Here is a 19,114-nt window from a genome sequence, read left to right on the forward strand (position 1 = left end):
GCCTTAGTCTAATGGCAAGCTAAACTAAAAACAACCCTTACTCCTGCAAAGGTAGTCTTATGACCTCTGCAACCGATCCATCCACCGCCCTAACTCCTTTCCCCGATCATACGCAGCTACCAGAGTCCAACGGCACTTTCGTGAAAAACTGGCAAGAGCATCCTCAAAGCATCTTACTCACTGACTCCATTACACCTATCCTCAAAAAATTACACCCTGAAGGTCAATATTGTATCGGTCAAGACTTAGGTATTTACTGGCGCTTGACAGACCCCCTAGAAAAAGGTGCAGAAGCGCCAGATTGGTTTTATGTACCAAATGTACCGCCTTTGCTCGATGGACAAACGCGGAGGTCTTATGTATTGTGGCGAGAGTATATTGCCCCATTGGTTGCCTTGGAATTTGTCTCTGGGGATGGTAGTGATGAGCGAGACAAAACCCCTTGGAAGGGCAAATTTTGGATTTATGAGCAAGTAATTCATCCGGCTTTTTATGGCATTTATGAAGTGAATAAAGCCAGTGTGGAAGTTTATGAATTAATTGGTGGAAAATATCAGTTATTAACAGCAAATGAACGCGGACATTATACTATTGCACCTTTGGGAGTTGAGTTAGGTTTATGGCAAGGAGTTTATCAAAACGCAGAATTACCTTGGTTGCGCTGGTGGGATTTGCAAGGTAATTTGTTGTTAAGTGGTGAGGAAAGAGCCGATCGCTTAACTGCTCAATTGCGATCGCTCGGAGTGGAACCAGAAGCCTAATATTTTTGGACTGCGGGTTGAAAGTGCGTAGACGCGCAGTAGTTCGCTGTTAGACATCACCCGCTAAACTACCTTAAAATTGCAAATATAAGCCAATACAGTTCAGTTAAGCCAAAAACCCTCATGTAGAGACGCGATTCATCGCGTCTGAAAGACCAATTGTTCTATGCCAATAACCCTTAACTGAACCGTATTGAAATATAAGCAACTAAAAAATCACTCTCAGAATATGGCTCAAATCTTAGTTGAAGACTTAGATCCTGTGATTCTAGAAAAGCTAGAAACTCTTGCAAAACAGCATGGTAGGTCTTTGCAAGAAGAATTAAAGCACATCTTACAACAAGCATCTGAAAAAGCGATACATTATCACACTGGCGGTGACATAGAAAAAGTCAGAGAAGCTGTAGCACGCGCTCAAGTGAGATATACAGGAAAAATTTTCAGTGATAGTACTGAACTTATCCGCGAGGACAGAGAACGGTGAGTCAGTATGTTTTAGATGCTAGCATTGCCATCAAGTGGTTCATCCCCGAAGTCTACTCTCATGCAGCTAGGCGTTTAATAGCAAGTAACCATACTTTCTTAGTTCCAGATTTTTTCTTCCCAGAAGTGGGAAACGTCTTGTGGAAACGAGTACGTCGCGGTGAAGACACTGCTGAAAATGCCAGACAAATATTAGTAGATTTAAATGCAGTTCCTGTAGAAGTGTACTTATCTCAGCCATTGATGCCACTTGCTTTAGATATTGCCATTCAGACAGATCGCGCAGTGTATGACACTTTATACTTAGCTCTTGCCATTACGCAAAAATGCCAGATGGTGACAGCAGACGAAAAATTTTACAACGCTCTTAAAACCAGTAGCTACGCAAATAATCTTCTGTGGGTCGAGAATATTTAGATAGCGATCGCCTGAGTTTTACATAAATATGGCGTAGACGCGCAGAGGCTTGTCGTCAGAGATCCCTCGGCGTTGAACCAGAAGCGTAATATTTTTGGACTAGTGCGAGACGTGCAGCAGCTTGTCGTTAGACATCGCTGTAACTTTAGCGAAGGCGATCGCGCCTATTTTAGATTTGCCTGGGGAAGGTAAACAAGCAATAGACTAGGTACGTGGAGGCGCGAAATTTTGCGCCTTTATTATTTGTGGACATAGTAGGATTAAAGTACGCCAGTTAAACAGCCACATTTGCTGATGTAGTAGCACTAAACATCAAGAATAACTGAATTAATGGGTGTTAATAATAAGGAGTAAGCGCCGTGGTAAATTTGAATAATTATAACACAGAATTAGCTAATGAAGAAATTTTAGATGAAGAAGACAATGATGAAGAACAATATGAAAAAGTAACTTTTCAATACGACCCAGAAAAAATAAATATTGCTACAAGGGAGCCAACTATTGAGCAATTACTCAGAAGAATTGACGAAGAAGCCCTTGATTTAGCACCTGATTTTCAACGACAAGCCAATATATGGACTTTAGAAGCAAAAAGTAAATTAATTGAATCTATTTTGATTAGAATCCCATTACCTGCTTTTTATATTGATGCTACAAATGAAGAGACAGATGAAGATAAATGGGTAGTTGTAGATGGATTACAAAGATTGTCTGCCTTCAAGCAATTTGTAATTGATAAAAGTGATAATAGACTGAAATTAGTTGGATTAGAATATCTAAAAGACTTAAATAACAAAAACTATGATGAATTAGAACGGAGATACCAACGTCGTATTTTAGAAACTCAAGTGACAGTATATTTAATTGAGAAAGGTACGCCTTTAGAAGTCAAATATAATATATTTAAACGTATTAATACGGGAGGTGTGCCTCTTTCCAATCAAGAATTGCGCCATGCTTTAAATCCTGGGCAAGCTATAAAATTGGTAGCAAAACTAGCTTCTTTCTCAGAATTTAAACGTGTTGTTAATCTCAGTGACTCCAAGAAAAAGAGAATGGATGATAGGGAATTTGTACTAGGATTTCTTGCTTTTTATCTAATTTCTTATAAAGAATATCAAGAGGAAACTAGAGATTCTTTCTTCAGTAAAGCTTTATCGAAAATAAATAGTCTTTCTAGTGAGGAAATAACAAATATAGAAGAAAATTTTAAGAAAGCGATGATAGCAGCCTTTGACATTTTTAACAATGACGCTTTTCGCAAGATTTCTAATAAAAACAAAAGAAAGTTCCCCCTTAATAAATCTTTGTTTGAAGTTTGGGCTGTAAATTTTGGAAGACTAAATATAGCAAATATTCAAATCTTAAAAGATAGAAAACGAAAGCTCATAGATACTTTTGTTAGATATGTAGATAACGATGCAGATTTTCTAGTATCAATATCTCAGGTAAAAAATAAAATCGAGCATAGGTTTGAAACGGTAGAGAAAATTATCCAAGAAGTATTATTATGATTAATTCTCTGAAATTGACCAATTACAAAGCATTTGAAAATCAGTTAATCGAATTTAAGCCACTAACTTTACTTTCTGGTCTAAATAGTACAGGAAAATCTTCTATATTACAATCGCTACTTTTGCTGCGTCAATCTTATCAACAAGAATTATTGCCAAATGTCGGTTTAGCATTGAATGGTGAATTAGTACGCATTGGTACTGCTCAAGATGCATTTTGTGAAAGAGCCAAAGAGGATTACCTTGGTTTTGAAATTATTTGGATTGATAAATGGCCTGATGGTTTCTTCGATGAATGGGAAAAAAGTTTAGATGTTTTACTTGAGCCTGCGGGAGAGTAAAAGGTGGATTTTAACTTAATATTAAATGAGTTATCTCTGCAACATCCAGCTCCAAATGAACAAGTAGCACAGCAAAGAATGTCTGAGCTAATTAAGACCATAAAGCCAGTCAAAGGTCAAGGGTTAAAGGTAATCCTCCGCGATGAGGATGGAGAGATAATCAGCGAAATTGTAGAAATTATCCATGCTAGCCGTAGCAGCCATGTACAAGAACACGCTAGTCTGATTCAACAACACCAAGAGCGCATTTATCAAAATGTTAGCGATGGTTTAGAAGTTTGGAATCGCAGAGAGGAATTATTTCCTAACCTAGAATTCTGCGATGCTGTTAGAAGGCAGTTAGAAGATATCCGTACTGGACAGTTGGAATTACAGTCTGTTGTGAGCATATTATTTGAGCTTCACAAATGCAGTAAAAACTGGGAGAATGGCTATTTAAATCTCGACGGGTATCCTATTGAGGAATCGGGGGAAAGTAAACCAACCCTTGATAAATATTTTAAAGAAAGAACTTTTCGTTGTCCTGATGGTGAAGAACGTCTATTTGAGCGGCATGTTAAATTGAGGTTCTGCAACTGGCGAATTCATTTTTTTCCAGTAAAACCAGGACAAGTCATTATTGGCTATGTTGGTCGCCATCTTCCTACAGTGAAGTATAGAACTTAACAGAAATATTGCGATCGCCCTTCTCCCTTCTTCCACTGCTAAACTAAAAAATAACCCTTACTCCTGCAAAGGTAATCTTATGACCTCTGCAACCGATCCATCCACTGCCCTCACCCCGTTCCCAGACCATACGCAACTTCCTGAGTCTGACGGTACATTCGTGAAAAATTTTCAGGAACATCCCCAAAGCATTCTCCTAACCGACTCAATTAAACCGATATTGCAAAAACGTCATCCTGATGGGCAATACTGTATTGGTCAAGATAGCGGTATCTACTGGCGCATCACTGACCCGCCAGAAAAAGGCGCAGAAGCTCCTGACTGGTTCTATGTAGGCAATGTACCACCTACTCTGGATGGACAAACGCGCAGGTCTTATGTCCTCTGGCGAGAATTTATTGCCCCATTAATTGTATTAGAATTTGTCTCTGGCGATGGTAGTGAGGAGCGAGATAAAACTCCGTGGAAGGGGAAATTTTGGATTTATGAGCAGGTGATTCGTCCTCCCTTTTACGGCATTTATGAAGTGAATAAAGCCAGTGTGGAAGTTTATGAATTAATTGGTGGACAATATCAGTTATTAACCGCAAATGAACGCGGACATTATACTATTGAACCTTTGGAAGTTGAGTTAGGTCTCTGGCAAGGACAATATTACAATATGGAATTACCTTGGCTACGCTGGTGGGATTTGCAAGGTAATTTGTTGTTGACTGGTGAAGAAAGAGCCGATCGCTTAACTGCTCAATTGCGATCGCTAGGCATCGAACCAGAAGCATAATCCTGACCAAAAATCAACTATTTATTCACATCTAGCAACCGCGAAGTTTGTAACCGACTCATCCACTTCTCTAAATAAACTCGATTACCTTTTTCCTCATTTGGATCTTTAGTATCTAAAGGATGAGGCATCAGTCCCAAAATCGTTGCTGTGGTCACGCAAAACATCGATTTTTGGAAACTTATGCAAATTTGTACCCGCAAATCATCTTCACCCCGAAGACTGCGACGATAAATTTCGTGCAAATACTCTGGAAGGTAATGACGCATATCCTGCATCAGCAAGGTGGGAGGAATACCCGCGCCGCCAATGGGCAAAGGATCTGCATACAATGCGCCATATTGAAATCGAGTTTGATCGGGGGGAATTTGATATCCTTGGGCGTTGTATGAAACTGTTCCGTGGAAAGGAGTTCCCCGGAAGAATACTGCTTCTACATAAGGTACTGCTGTATCTGCTAAGAAGGTTAAACCAACGCTTTTAGGAATGATTTCATAGACTTCATCCCGAATTTTGACGGCGTAGGTAATTGGGTTTGAGGCATTTGCCACTAGCGCTGTTTTAATGTGGTCTACAACTTGGGGAATCGATTTGATTTCGCCCTGGTCGTAGCGGTCTGATAAACTGAGGAACATATCAGCCATTACTCGCCAGAATTGACCTAAACCGGTATAGTAAGCAGAGACGCGCAAGTGTTCTGTTAAGAAATCTGGAAACAGTTGGTTAATACCTGGAATGAAGGGATTATTTTTAAATTTTGCGGCGATAACGGCTTGCGCTCTTTCTTTAAATTCTGTTGTATCTAAATATGTATCTAGTCCGCCGCCACCGTGCCACATCATGGCTTTCAGGCAATATTCAGCATATTCAAAATTAATGCGATCGTGCCACCAGTGACGGAGCAATTTTTGAAAATAAACCTCTCCATTAAAGTATTTAAAAAATGGGAAAAATACTAAAAACTGATGCTCGGCAATATAGTTAAGATTGGTTGAATAAGCATCTAAAACTACACCATAGCTTTTAAGAATACCAACAACTTCCAGCACATTTTCTGGACTGTCGGGGAGTAATGCTTCTCCTTTTTGCAGACGTTGAATATACTCAGCTAAGGGGTTGTGAGTAGCTTTCTTTTTAATAGTTACCATTGCGATCTCTCCAGAAAGTTTAGGGATTGGGTACTGGGGATTGGGTACTGGGGATTGGGTACTGGGGATTAGGCATTGGGTATTATGTATTAAGAAAACTTTTCCCCAGTCCCTAGTCCCTAATCCCTAATCTCTAGTCTGCATTGCTTTATCCAAGGACACTGTTGCTACTACGTTTTGGGTATTCACCATTGCTGTAATTGTTGGTTCAGTCCAGCGCACTAACCAACCAGGTTGAATGCCGAAAATCACAATCAGCGCCGCTAAAATTGCAGCTGGGGCGCGATCGCTCCAATACACACGCGGTAAGTTGGTAACTTGTGCAGACAAGCGGCCAAAAAAGGCGCGGTTGACGAGTATTAAGAAATAAACCGCCGTTAAACCAGTACCAAGCATACATAGCAAGGTTTGCACCGGAAAAACTGGAAAACTCCCCCGATAAACTACGAATTCGGAAATAAACCCGACCATTCCCGGTATACCAGCGCTGGCCATTACTCCCACAATCATCAAGCTACCGATTACTGGCATACCCCGTTCTGGGTTTAGCAATCCTTGAATGACTTCTAAATCGCGGCTTCCGGCTTTTTTATAGACAACCCCAACCAGCAAAAACAGCATTGCGGAAATCAAGCCGTGGCTAATCATTTGCATCACAGCACCCAAGACACTTAAAGGTGTGGCCGCCGCCGCCGCTAAAAGTACATACCCCATGTGTCCAATAGAACTGTATGCGACCATTTTTTTCATATCGGTTTGGGCGATCGCACAGGATGAACCATACAATACACTTACCACTGCCCAAGTGGCCAACCAAGGAGCCACATAAGCCCAAGCTTCTGGTAACAAGTTCATGCCAAATCGCAGTAAGCCGTAACTCCCCAACTTCAATAGTACCCCAGCCAACAGCACTGAAATCGGTGTGGAAGCTTCAACGTGAGCATCTGGCAACCAAGTATGGAAGGGAACTAAGGGGATTTTAATCCCAAAACCGATCAAAATTCCCGCTAGCAATAAAAGCTGTGTTGCTAGAGGTAAAGTTGTAGCGTTCAAGGTTGCTAGTGCAAAGTTAGAGGAACCACTCAGCCAAACCATACCGAGGAAACTTGCTAAAATAAAGATTCCCGAAACGGCTGTATAAATGAGAAATTTCGTAGCAGCATAACCCCGCTTGATGCCACCCCAAATGGCTATTAATAAATATAGAGGAATTAGTTCTAATTCGTAAAACAGGAAAAATAGCAGTAAATCCTGTGCCAGAAAAGCTCCAGTTACCCCAACACTTAATAGTAGTATCAAAGAGTAATAAAATTTAGGACGCTGTAGAGATTCATCGCTGCTGTAAATGGCAATGCAAGTTAACAATCCATTCAAAACCAGCAACGGCAAAGATAAACCATCAATCCCAAGGTTATAGTTCAAACCTAAAACATCTACCCAAGGGATAGACTCGGCAAACTGTTGAGTAATTTCTCCTGGATGAAACTGAATTGCTAATACGATTGTCCACAAGAAAGCGATACTGGCAAAGACCAAAGCCACCCCACGGGCAAATTTCCCACTGATGCCAGAGGGTGAGAAACCAATGAAAGCTGCGCCGATTAACGGCACTAGAATTAGAACACTAAGCATAAGTAGGTATGGAATGGGGAATGGGGACTGGGGACTGGTAAAAAACTCTTAGGGACTGACAAGAAATAAATTATCCAAATAAACGAACCACTGAGACAATAGAGTTGCCAGTGCGTTGGGCGGGTTCCCCGACTTGAAGCAACTGGCGCGACACAGAGAAAGGAGAAATAGAGAGGGTTTTTGGGTCAGTTTTGGGACATTTTTTATTTGGAAGTCCCTTACCCAATCACAAATGACAAATGACCAATGACAATATCTTTAAAAAGGCAATTTATCCAGTAAACCCAATGACCAGCTGATGAAAAAACCCAGGACGCTGACAACTGCTAGGATGGTCAACATATAGCCCTGAGATTGCCCAGAAATGCTGTACTTTAAAGTTTGTCCACCGAGAATTGTCGCAAATCCAACCAAGTTTACTAAACCATCAACCAAGTAGCGATCGCTCCAAGCTGAAACTCTAGATAGAAATGCTACTGCACTTACCACCGTTACAAGATAAACTCGGTCAATATAAAAATCATAACCTAACAAGTCTTGCACAAATCTCCACGCCAAGATTCTTGATCTTGACCAAGCTTTGTGCAGATGAACTGTACACCCTGCACCTACGCCCACTAAGGTAGAACCAAACAACGCTAACGCCACATACCAATTAATACTTTCCCAATTGGGTAGCAAATACCATTGCTGTAGCATCAGGGGTAGAAGCAGAGTCAAGACTGTCAGAGTAACCATTGGCAAGGCCATCTGCCAACCCACTTCGGGGGTGCGACGGGTCTTTTGTTGCGGTTTACCCCAAAAGACTAATCTAAATACTCTGGTCAAATTTAATGCTGTCAAACCATTGACTAATATTAAAACCCCAATTACCCAAGGGCTAATATTCACAAAGCCGTCAGCCCATGCTAGCATTGCCCAGAAGCTTCCCAAGGGTAGCACTGTTACCATCCCGGCGGAACCGACAACGAAGGCAGTAGTAGTAGCTGGCATCCGTGACCACAAACCGCCCATTTCTGTTAAGTCTTGGCTTTGGGTAGTCAAGATGACTGAACCAGAACTCATAAATAATAATGCTTTAGCGATCGCATGAGTTAACAGCAACATCAAGGCCACGCCCCCTTGCTGCAACCCCACTGCCAAAAACACTAAGCCCATGTATGCACTGGTAGAATGAGATAGCGATCGCTTAATGTCAATTTGAGCTATGGATACTAACGTCGCCCCAATCGCTGTCACCGTGCCCATAACTACCAAGGCATTCAAGGCAACTGGCGACAAAGCTAACAATGGTTGAAATCTATACAGTAGATAAGCACCACCAGCTACTACCAGCGAGTTCCGCATTACCGAGGCGGGGTTTGGCCCTTCCATAGCCTCGTCTAACCACAGGTGCAGGGGAAATTGGGCACATTTACCAGCAGGCCCAGCAATTAATGCCAACCCCAACAACGTCGATGTCATTGGACTTAAATTAGCTGTTTGCGCCCACTCATATAAATCCGAAAAGTTCAAACTCCCCGCTAAGGTGGAAAGTGTCACCACACCCATCAACAGCAACAAGTCTCCCACCCGTTTAGTCCAAAACGCATCTCGCGCCGCCGTCACTACTAACGGTTGAGCATACCAGAACCCCACCAGCAAGTAAGTTGAAAGCGTTAATACTTCCAAAAGGGCATAGCTGAGAAACAAAGAATCACTGATTGCTAGACCACTCAACGCTGCTTCAAAAAATCCCAGCAGCGCAAAAAAACGCGCCAACGACCAGTCCTTTTCCATGTAACCCAGAGCGTAAACTTGTGCCAGTAAGCTTAACCCCGTAATTAAAACTATTGCCCCAATACTGACTGGCGACAGTTCCAAGGCAAAAGATAAGTCTAAATCCGCAGCTTTGAACCAATTGACCAGTAAGTTTTCTGGTTCTCTATCCCAGATATTTTTAAATACAAACAGGCTATGAGCAAAAGCGACAACGGTCGTCAACAAATTGATATATGCCGCAGGTCTTGGTCCTGTTCGCTGAATTATTCCTATTCCCCACGGCAAGGTCAAAATCGCGCCTAATAAGCTATAAAAAGGCACAAACCAACTTGTTGAAAATAGAAATTGATCCATTTAAATTTCCCTTGACGATTCAGCCTTGATTAAAAAAAAGCTCTAAAACAATTATTTATTTATATATAATTAATTTACCAAAATACCGATGTTTTTTTAATATTGTTTCAGCTACATTCCAGCGAGTACTTTTACCTAACCTCACCCTATTTAGCATAAGTAAAATATAACTTTACATAAGCAAAAGCATTTACTTAGCTTAACCTCACCCACCTTTTTACATTTGTATTTCTACTTTGAGCGAAGTACTTTATAGGATATATTTGAAAAAATTATCTGTTTTTCACCTAGTCGTTGTACCTCTAGCGATATTCGACGAAAGATAGATACAGTAAAACATGTAGCAGATGCTTGTACCTCGCCAGATAGAATTAGCCTTGGTTATGAATGTCGTTTTGTGAATGTAATAAAGAAATTATAAAGCATAAGCGGCTACTCTAGGAATCAGTAAACTTTAATTGCCCAGAAGCATAAATAAACTTATGTTAAGTTTTTTAAAACTTTCTTATCATAAACTATTATAGTAATTTATATTGCCAGGGATGCCAACCTTTCCTATGCTTAAGTTGGAAGTGTTTTCTTAGCTCTAAGATCAAGCCCTCCCCGTCAAAAATTTCAAACAACAGTACTGATTAGATTCATTTTGTAGGAGTTCTGCGATGCCAATTGCAGTTGGTATGATTGAAACGAAGGGCTTTCCGGCAGTGGTGGAAGCTGCTGATGCGATGGTGAAAGCCGCCCGTGTCACTTTAGTAGGCTATGAAAAAATTGGTAGCGCTCGTGTCACCGTAATCGTTAGGGGAGATGTATCGGAAGTTCAAGCTTCTGTAGCAGCTGGGGTTGAAGCGGCGAAAAGAGTCAATGGTGGTGAAGTGTTATCCACTCATATCATTGCTCGTCCTCACGAAAACCTGGAATACGTCTTGCCGATACGTTACACAGAAGCAGTGGAACAATTTCGTACTTAAAAGCTTTTTAAACAAAGTAATTAACGCTCTTTATCTGATTGAGCATCACTTTTGTCCAAGGCTACAAACTTTGAAATAGGGATTAAAACTAATGTCAATTGCAGTCGGAATGGTTGAAACGCTGGGCTTTCCAGCAGTAGTGGAAGCTGCTGATGCGATGGTGAAAGCTGCCCGCGTCACTTTAGTCGGCTATGAAAAAATCGGTAGTGGTCGAGTTACGGTAATTGTTCGGGGTGACGTTTCGGAAGTGCAAGCTTCTGTGGCCGCAGGTGTTGAATCCGTGAAACGAGTCAACGGCGGACAAGTGCTATCTACTCATATCATTGCTCGTCCTCACGAAAACTTAGAATACGTTCTCCCAATTCGTTATACCGAAGATGTAGAGCAGTTCCGGGAAAATGTGAATGCAATTCGTCCTTTCGGTAGAAGACCGTAATTTGTAATGCAAATTGCCAAAGTTCGCGGCACAGTAGTTAGCACCCAAAAAGATCCGAGTCTTAGAGGTGTGAAACTACTGTTGTTACAATTAGTAGATGAAAACGGCAATATCCTACCAGAGTATGAAGTAGCAGCAGATATTGTGGGAGCAGGAGTAGATGAGTGGGTACTCATCACTCGTGGTAGTGCCGCTCGTCAAGTTGTTGGCAATGAACAGCGTCCATTGGATGCAGCAGTGGTGGCGATCATAGATACTATTTACGTTGAAGATCGCCTAATTTACAGCAAAAAAGATCAATATTGATAGTCATTGGTCATTAGTCATTAGTCATTAGTTTTCGACAAATGACAAAAGACAAATGACTAATGACAATACAGGAGGAGTCTCGCAATGGCAGTTCGCAGCACGGCGGCACCCCCAACCCCGTGGTCAAGAAATTTAGCTGAACCCCAAATCCATGAAACTTCCTTTGTACATGCATTCTCCAATCTGATTGGGGATGTACGAATAGGTGCAAATGTAATCGTTGCTCCGGGGACTACGATTAGAGCGGATGAAGGCACACCTTTTTATCTTGGTGAAAACACCAATATTCAAGATGGTGTTGTCATTCATGGGTTGGAGCAAGGACGAGTAATTGGTGATGACCAAAATAAATACTCAGTATGGATTGGTAAAAACACTTGCATTACCCACATGGCTCTGATTCACGGGCCAGCTTATGTAGGGGATAATTCCTTCATTGGCTTTCGCTCGACGGTATTTAATGCCAGGGTGGGTGCAGGTTGCATCGTGATGATGCACGCTTTAATTCAAGACGTAGAGATTCCCCCTGGGAAGTATGTACCTTCGGGAGCGATAATTACCAGCCAGCAGCAAGCTGACCGCTTGCCAGATGTGCAAGATCAGGATAATGAATTTGCCCATCATGTGGTTGGGATTAATCAGGCATTACGAGCTGGTTATCTCTGTGCTGCGGATAGCAAATGTATAGCACCCATTCGGGACGAGAACGCTAAATCTTATACAGGTAATGGTATCACTGTTTTAGAGCTAGAAAGGAGTAGTGACGTGTCGAGCAATAGTTTGGGTGCAGAAACAATAGATCAGTTGCGGTATCTATTGCAGCAAGGGCATAAGATTGGTACGGAACACGTAGACCAAAGACGTTTCCGCACGGGTTCTTGGACTAGTTGCCAACCAATTGAACCGCGATCGCTCGGTGAAGCGATCGCCGCATTAGAAAGCTGTCTAAAAGACCATAGCGGCGAATATGTCCGACTGTTTGGCATTGACAAAGGTAGACGGCGGGTGCTAGAAAACATCATCCAACGTCCAGATGGTGATGCTAAACCAGCTACCAGCTTTAAGGCTCCGGCTAGTAGTCATAGCAATGGCAGCTACAGCAGCAGTAACGGTAACGGCTCTAGCAGTGGCAAAGTCAGTGGCGAAACTCTAGATCAAATCCGCCAACTTCTGGCAGGTGGTTATAAAATCGGTATGGAACATGTAGACGAGCGTCGTTTCCGAACTGGTTCCTGGACTAGTTGCAAGCCAATTGAAGCAACTTCCATAAATCAAGTCATCTCCGCCTTAGAAGAATGTATAGCAAGCCATCAAGGTGAGTATGTACGTTTAATCGGCATTGATGCCAAAGCCAAACGGCGGGTATTAGAAAGCATTATCCAACGTCCCAATGGTCAAGTAGCCTCCTCTGGTAGTGGTAGTCAGAAATCATTTACTAGCAGTGGATCTTCTGCTACGGCAACAGCTACCAGTACCCGCTTGAGTACTGAAGTAGTAGACCAACTCCGGCAATTATTGGCTGGTGGGTATAAAATTAGCATTGAACATGTAGATGAGCGCCGCTTCCGTACAGGTTCCTGGACTAGTACCGGTCAAATTCAAACCTCCTCAGAAAGAGAAGCGATCGCCGCCGTAGAAAAGCACCTCGGCGAATACCAAGGAGAATATGTGCGCTTAATTGGTATTGACCCCAAAGCCAAGCGTCGGGTATTAGAAACAATTATCCAACGTCCAAATGGTCAAGTAGCCTCTTCTGCTAGTCAGAAATCATTTACTACTAGTGCAGCACCCTCTGCTACAGCAACAGCAACAGCTACCAGTACCCGCTTGAGTACAGAAGTAGTAGACCAACTCCGGCAATTATTGGCTGGCGGCTCTAAAATTAGCATTGAACACGTAGATCAGCGACGGTTCCGTACAGGTTCCTGGACTAGTACCGGTCAAATTCAAGCCTCCTCAGAAAGAGAAGCGATCGCCGCCGTAGAAGGACACCTCGGCCAATACCAAGGGGAATATGTGCGCTTAATTGGTGTTGACCCCAAAGCCAAGCGTCGGGTATTAGAAACGATTATTCAACGACCATAGAAATGAGTGGGGAGTGGGGAGTGGAGAGTAGGGAATTTTAATATACACCACTCACTACTCCTCATAATAGGGAGTAGGAAATAGGAAATTTTAATATCCACCATTCCCCAGTCCCCATTCCCCATTCCCCACTCCCCACTCCCCACTCCGGCTTCCGAGGTTAAAATTTCCATGTCTGTGCCGCCACTGCGCCTCAGCAACAACTTTGATTCTTACATTAGTGGCGAGGTGACTATTCATCCAAGCGCGGTACTTGCACCTGGGGTGATCCTCCAAGCGGCTGTAAACAGCAAGATCATCATTGGGCCAGGGGTCTGTATTGGTATGGGATCAATCCTCCAAGTCCATGAAGGCATCCTAGAGGTAGAAACAGGTGCCAACCTGGGAGCCGGTTTTTTGATGGTTGGCAAGGGCAAAATTGGAGCAAATGCTTGTATTGGTTCAGCGACAACCGTTTTTAACTACTCAGTTGAACCTGGAGAAGTAGTAGCACCTGGTTCGATTTTAGGAGACACCAGTCGTCAGATTGCCCAAACAAAGCAACTGGAACCATCTACAGATAACCCAACTTCTACAAATGCACCACCGCCGAAGGAAGAGGAAAATGGCTCAGGGGGAGTTAAGGAAAAGGTAATTTCCTCAACTAGCTTCTCAACTTCGGGTTTTTTAGATTTAAAACATCGGTCGATTTCTTTCTTTAAATCTTCCACCACTCCAGAAAGTCAATCTCCTCCCTTGGAGGAATCGGCTAATGATGCTGAATCCAAGGTGGAGTCAGCCGCCCAAGCGTCTGAAGAACACCACTCAGACTCCCATGAGTTAGCCACAGAATCCCCTAACAGCTTCGGGACTCAAATTTATGGGCAAGGCAGCATAAGCAGACTGTTGACCACATTGTTTCCTCATAGACAATCCTTGAGCAACCCAAACTCTGACGATTAGTTCGAGTAAGTGTTAATTGTAAGTTGTCGGCTTTTTCCGTATTTTGGAGAATTCATCATGGAAACATCTAATCAACGGTCTATTCGTACCATCCAGGGAGCGAGTAATCAAGAAACCTTTCAGGATACTGCTTTGGGTTTAGTTTCTACCCGCAGCTTTCCCGCGATCGTTGGTACAGCAGATATGATGCTGAAATCGGCGGGAGTTCACCTCGTTGGCTATGAAAAAATTGGTAGTGGCCATTGTACTGCCATCGTTCGGGGTGGAATTGCTGATGTACGTCTGGCGGTAGAATCAGGTGTGCAAACGGCTGAACAGTTTGGTCAGTTAATTTCTAGTTTGGTGATTCCCCGACCTTATCCCAACCTAGATATAGTACTTCCCATCACAACCCGTTTCACTAAATTGATGGAAGAGGGCAATTACAGCCGTCTGAGTAACCAAGCAATTGGTTTGGTAGAAACGCGAGGATTTCCCGCAATGGTAGGAGCGTGTGATGCCATGCTCAAAGCTGCTGATGTTCATTTGGCAGCTTATGAAAAAATTGGTGCGGGTTTGTGTACAGCCATTATTCGCGGTTCTGTTGCAAATGTGGCGGTAGCAGTGGAAGCGGGAATGTTTGAGGCAGAACGCATTGGGGAATTGAATGCAGTGATGGTAATTCCTCGGCCTCTAGACGAAATGGAGCTAACCTTGCCATTAGCAAGTTGCTGGATAGAAAAACACCAAGCGTTAAACTTGCCAGTGAATATTAAAGAACAAGTTGCTGAAATCGAGGTACTAAGATTACCAGATTTAACCAAGCTACCGACAAAAGTTACAGAAGAATTATGGAATGATGAATGATGATAGATGAATTTTTGAAAATCATCATTCAGCATTCATCGTTAGATGGAAGGCATTTTACGCTTTTGCTGTTCTGATAATAGCTTCTCCAATCCATAAGTAAAATACCTTTATTTTAATATAGATAGTAGAGTTTTATCTATGGTAAAACTCGTAACTTTCTGTGAGAATCACTGTATCATTTGCCAGTGTTCAGCAATACTAGTTTTATATCAATTAATCGCCATATACAGGAGAATCACCCTTGAAGCAAGCGACGCTACACCAGTTAAAGGTGTTCGAGGCGGCGGCACGGCACAGTAGCTTTACTCGTGCTGCTGAGGAATTGTTTCTCACCCAACCTACCGTTTCTATGCAGATCAAGCAACTAACAAAATCGGTAGGATTGCCATTATTTGAGCAAGTGGGGAAGCGGTTGTATCTGACGGAAGCCGGACGGGAATTATTTGCCACTTGTCGGCAGATTTTTCACAATATAGCCCAGTATGAAATGAAGGTGGCAGATTTAAAAGGGTTAAAGCAGGGACAATTACGCTTGGCAGTGATTACAACAGCAAAATATTTTATTCCCCGTTTGTTAGGGCCGTTTTGCGAACTTTATCCAGGGATTGATATCTCGCTGCAAGTAACAAATCATGAACAAATTTTGGAACGGATGAGTCAAAATCTGGATGACTTATATATTATGAGTCAAATACCAGATAACATCGATGTGACTTGTGAACCATTTTTAGAAAACCCTTTGATAGTCTTTGCACCGAGTAATCATCCGTTATCCCAGGAAAAAAATATTCCTATACAACGCCTGTCTAACGAACCTTTTATTATGCGAGAACCTGGTTCAGGAACTCGTCGCGCCGTCCAGAAGCTATTTGAAGAACAAGGAGTAACAGTAAAAGTCAAGCTAGAATTGGGAAGTAACGAAGCAATTAAACAAGCGATCGCAGGTGGTTTAGGAATTTCTGTTTTATCCCGTCATACCTTACTATTAGATACCTCAGAGTTTAGCATTCTAGATGTACAACACTTTCCCATTCAGCGACATTGGTACATGGTTTACCCATCTGGCAAGCAGCTATCTATCGTGGCTCGTGCCTATTATGAGTATCTCCTAGCTGCGGCAAAAAATATTGTAGACCAAAATGCTGATCCGGCTTTTAGTACTTTTGAACCAACTCACAGTTAAAATAATTCATAATTACGAATTGCGTTAGCGTAGCGGTAGCAAGTCTACGTTCGCGCAGTGTCTCGTAGAGAGCGTCATTACGAATTACGTAAAGGGGGGGTTGACGGTTAGACCGGGAAGCATTGACAATTAACCAGCATAATCATTAAAAATGGGGGAAAACTGGCAGTGGTTAACCCGGAAATACCGTCTTGGCGCAAAACAGTGCAAAGCGAGATTGTAGCTGTTACTGTGTATTCTGACATAGCATTAGTTACACGGCGAGGTGTAGTTGATTTAACCGGAATTGAACAGGAATTAGTAATTACCCCAGTGCCACTGACTCTGGAAACTGACTCTGTCAGGGTTAGCGGTACAGGTACGGTAGGGGTGCGCTTGGTGGGAGTTAGTAGCGATCGCACCTACACTACTGAACCGGTAGCGGAGCGAGTAGCACATTTGACAAGGCAGATTCAGCAACTAGAAGCAGAAAAACGCCACCTCCAAGCCCAAGTGGATGCTTTAGCATTGCAGTCTAGTTTTATCGCCGGCTTACGTGAAAAAACAGAAGAACCCTTTTCACAGAGTTTGTCTCGGAAAAATCTTAGCCTCAGCGAAACTTTGGATTTCCTCAACTTTCTGGGAAGCCAGTATAGTGAATATGCGATCGCCTCTGGAGAGTGCAAAACCCAACAGCAAGAATTAGACAAACAACTGCAAGCACTTCACACATCATTGCAAAAAATCCAAACAACCCATCCTCAAGAGAGTTTTAGCTTAGTTATCGCAGTTGAAGTAGCGGGTGAAGGCAAATTTGAATTAGAGGTATCCTACATAGTAAATCGCGCTAGTTGGACTCCCTTTTATGACTTGCGCTTTAGCACCACCAGCGATATTGTGCATCTGAGCTACCTTGCAGAAATCACCCAAAGCACTGGTGAAGATTGGATTGGTGCAAATCTTACCCTTTCTACCGCCAAACCGGGATTAGGTACACTTCCACCCAAACTTGAACCTTGGTATATTGATGCCCCACGTCCACAACTGTTACAACGACATCGATTTACTGCCCAGCCACCACTGCTACCTACCATACCAGAGCCGCCTGCTTCTGCTGCCAGAGCAGATTGGCAAGAAGAAGACGAAGTTGTAGAGGATAGTCTCATTCCAGCAGAAACCGTTACAGCAGAAGTATCCAAAGAAGGGAGTGTAGTTACCTTTAAACTGAATGGTGGTGGTAATATTCCCAGTGATGGCGCACCCCATAAAACTACAATTTTCAACGATGATTATCCTTGTAGTTTTGATTATGTGGCAATGCCACGTTTGGTTAGCTTTGCTTATCTACAAGCTAACGTGAAAAATAGTCCCAACGGTGCGACTTTGTTACCAGGTAAAGCGAATATTTTCCGCGATAACGTTTTTGTCGGCACTACTGGGTTAGAGAATATTGCACCAGGGCAAGAATTCAAACTGAACTTAGGAATTGACGAGGGTTTAAAAATTGAGCGCGATTTAGTTGAGCGGCTGGTAGACAAAAGATTAATTAGCAACCAGCGCCGTATTACTTATAGTCATCGGTTGATAATTACTAACTTATTCGACAAAGAAGTAAATCTAAAACTAACTGAACAATTACCAGTTAGCCGCAACGAGCAAATTAAAGTCCGCCTCAGTCGCAGCAACCCACAAATTCAACTTGGTGAAATGGGGATTTTAGAATGGCAGTTAACTCTTCCACCTCAAGAGCGACGAGAGATATATTACCAGTTTAATGTTGAACATCCACCTGACTTGATGCTAGTTGGGTTAGATATTTAGGGAATCTCAAAAAATAAATGTACCACTGGAGTCACCAATGATTTTACCAGCATCATCGATGGCGTGGTTAAGAAGTAAAAAGTAAAAAGTAAAAAGATAATCCCCATAAATAAATTGAGGGGATTTAATAATGACACCTTATTTCTCTCTACGAGACGCAATCATGCGAACGCGCTGCGCCACGACGCTCGATGACTCGCTTGCCGCCGCCGCTATCGTTATAAATGTTTTTATTTCATTCCATAAATAAATTTAGTTGCTCTCAAACCATTTTTCTTTTTCTTTCAATACCTTTGCCAAAATAAGAGCCTACCAAAATTTTGGCAAAACTGGCAAAATTACCTATACATAAGCGTTTCGCTTCAAAGGTAGTTTGTCATCTCAAACCCTTATACTGCGGTCAATACGTTAAAAAAACCTTGTGGTAAACCTGAAAGGAATTTTTAGGACTTATTGTTTTTGCCAAACCTCAGAGAAAAGGGACTTAATAGTTCAAGCACCATCAACTCACCCTCGTAAATTGGCGAAGGTATTGTCTTTATGAGTGCCTTTTTACTTTTTACTTTTGCCTTGTTCGGTGATTTACACGGCATTAGATTTATTGAAACCGAGGAAGCCTACACCTCAAAATCAAGCTATACAGCATAACAGCGATCGCCTTACCGGTCGTAGATATCGCCTGCG

The 19,114-nt window shown here is 42.4% G+C and carries 18 protein-coding genes; 15 read left to right on the forward strand and 3 right to left on the reverse strand.

Features of this window, described 5'->3' with window-relative positions; translation table 11 throughout:
* Positions 1 to 59 precede the first annotated feature (59 nt).
* The 7 genes from V7K97_RS04815 (at position 60) to V7K97_RS04845 (ending at position 4,963) form a co-directional block, all read left to right on the forward strand.
* Positions 60 to 761, forward strand: coding sequence for a Uma2 family endonuclease (locus V7K97_RS04815; protein ID WP_334799541.1), 702 nt, complete (start codon positions 60 to 62; stop codon positions 759 to 761).
* A 229-nt stretch (positions 762 to 990) separates the two neighbouring features.
* Complete coding sequence (locus V7K97_RS04820) at positions 991 to 1,245, forward strand: FitA-like ribbon-helix-helix domain-containing protein (protein ID WP_334799543.1); 255 nt, start codon at positions 991 to 993, stop codon at positions 1,243 to 1,245.
* A complete protein-coding gene (locus tag V7K97_RS04825; RefSeq protein ID WP_334799544.1) occupies positions 1,242 to 1,661 on the forward strand; it encodes a type II toxin-antitoxin system VapC family toxin in 420 nt (139 codons plus the stop codon). Before V7K97_RS04820 ends, V7K97_RS04825 begins: the two co-directional genes overlap by 4 nt.
* Positions 1,662 to 2,020: 359 nt before the next feature.
* A complete protein-coding gene (locus V7K97_RS04830; protein ID WP_334799546.1) occupies positions 2,021 to 3,175 on the forward strand; it encodes a DUF262 domain-containing protein in 1,155 nt (384 codons plus the stop codon).
* Positions 3,172 to 3,516 (forward strand): DUF3696 domain-containing protein, encoded by a 345-nt coding sequence (locus V7K97_RS04835; protein WP_442936855.1) that lies wholly within the window; start codon positions 3,172 to 3,174, stop codon positions 3,514 to 3,516. The genes V7K97_RS04830 and V7K97_RS04835 overlap by 4 nt, the downstream gene beginning before the upstream one ends.
* 3 nt (positions 3,517 to 3,519) lie before the next feature.
* Positions 3,520 to 4,182 (forward strand): hypothetical protein, encoded by a 663-nt coding sequence (locus V7K97_RS04840; RefSeq protein ID WP_334799547.1) that lies wholly within the window; start codon positions 3,520 to 3,522, stop codon positions 4,180 to 4,182.
* A 79-nt stretch (positions 4,183 to 4,261) separates the two neighbouring features.
* Complete coding sequence (locus tag V7K97_RS04845) at positions 4,262 to 4,963, forward strand: Uma2 family endonuclease (RefSeq protein ID WP_334799548.1); 702 nt, start codon at positions 4,262 to 4,264, stop codon at positions 4,961 to 4,963.
* Between the two features lie 17 nt (positions 4,964 to 4,980).
* Here V7K97_RS04845 and V7K97_RS04850 read toward each other — a convergent pair whose 3' ends face one another.
* From V7K97_RS04850 to V7K97_RS04860, 3 genes are all read right to left on the reverse strand, one after another.
* Entirely contained in the window at positions 4,981 to 6,111 is a 1,131-nt protein-coding gene (locus tag V7K97_RS04850; protein WP_334799549.1) for a CO2 hydration protein, read from the reverse strand.
* Between the two features lie 126 nt (positions 6,112 to 6,237).
* Positions 6,238 to 7,743 carry an NADH-quinone oxidoreductase subunit M gene (locus V7K97_RS04855; protein WP_334799551.1) on the reverse strand — a complete coding sequence of 502 codons (1,506 nt, stop codon included), beginning with the start codon at positions 7,741 to 7,743 and terminating at the stop codon, positions 6,238 to 6,240.
* Between the two features lie 258 nt (positions 7,744 to 8,001).
* A complete protein-coding gene (locus V7K97_RS04860; RefSeq protein ID WP_334799552.1) occupies positions 8,002 to 9,858 on the reverse strand; it encodes an NAD(P)H-quinone oxidoreductase subunit F in 1,857 nt (618 codons plus the stop codon).
* 659 nt (positions 9,859 to 10,517) lie between these two features.
* Here V7K97_RS04860 and V7K97_RS04865 point away from each other — a divergent pair.
* The 8 genes from V7K97_RS04865 to V7K97_RS04900 all read left to right on the forward strand — a co-directional run bounded on the left by V7K97_RS04865 (position 10,518) and on the right by V7K97_RS04900 (position 18,430).
* On the forward strand, positions 10,518 to 10,826 hold the full coding sequence (locus V7K97_RS04865; RefSeq protein WP_190891121.1) for a carbon dioxide-concentrating mechanism protein CcmK: 309 nt from the start codon (positions 10,518 to 10,520) through the stop codon (positions 10,824 to 10,826).
* Between the two features lie 91 nt (positions 10,827 to 10,917).
* Positions 10,918 to 11,262 (forward strand): carbon dioxide-concentrating mechanism protein CcmK, encoded by a 345-nt coding sequence (locus tag V7K97_RS04870; RefSeq protein WP_010995041.1) that lies wholly within the window; start codon positions 10,918 to 10,920, stop codon positions 11,260 to 11,262.
* A gap of 6 nt (positions 11,263 to 11,268) precedes the next feature.
* Positions 11,269 to 11,568: a EutN/CcmL family microcompartment protein gene (locus V7K97_RS04875; RefSeq protein WP_334799553.1), complete on the forward strand. Its 300-nt coding sequence runs from the start codon at positions 11,269 to 11,271 to the stop codon at positions 11,566 to 11,568.
* Between the two features lie 87 nt (positions 11,569 to 11,655).
* Complete coding sequence (locus V7K97_RS04880) at positions 11,656 to 13,656, forward strand: ribulose bisphosphate carboxylase small subunit (protein WP_334799554.1); 2,001 nt, start codon at positions 11,656 to 11,658, stop codon at positions 13,654 to 13,656.
* 171 nt (positions 13,657 to 13,827) lie between these two features.
* Positions 13,828 to 14,598, forward strand: coding sequence for a transferase (locus V7K97_RS04885; protein ID WP_334799555.1), 771 nt, complete (start codon positions 13,828 to 13,830; stop codon positions 14,596 to 14,598).
* A gap of 57 nt (positions 14,599 to 14,655) precedes the next feature.
* On the forward strand, positions 14,656 to 15,444 hold the full coding sequence (locus tag V7K97_RS04890; RefSeq protein WP_334799556.1) for a BMC domain-containing protein: 789 nt from the start codon (positions 14,656 to 14,658) through the stop codon (positions 15,442 to 15,444).
* 244 nt (positions 15,445 to 15,688) lie between these two features.
* The gene (locus V7K97_RS04895; protein ID WP_334799557.1) at positions 15,689 to 16,630 is read left to right on the forward strand and encodes a LysR family transcriptional regulator; all 942 of its coding nucleotides are present in this window, start codon (positions 15,689 to 15,691) and stop codon (positions 16,628 to 16,630) included.
* A 168-nt stretch (positions 16,631 to 16,798) separates the two neighbouring features.
* Positions 16,799 to 18,430: a mucoidy inhibitor MuiA family protein gene (locus V7K97_RS04900; protein WP_334799558.1), complete on the forward strand. Its 1,632-nt coding sequence runs from the start codon at positions 16,799 to 16,801 to the stop codon at positions 18,428 to 18,430.
* Positions 18,431 to 19,114: the final 684 nt, after the last annotated feature.

Source organism: Nostoc sp., assembly GCF_036917815.1.
In the GTDB taxonomy this organism is placed as follows: Bacteria; Cyanobacteriota; Cyanobacteriia; order Cyanobacteriales; family Nostocaceae; genus Nostoc.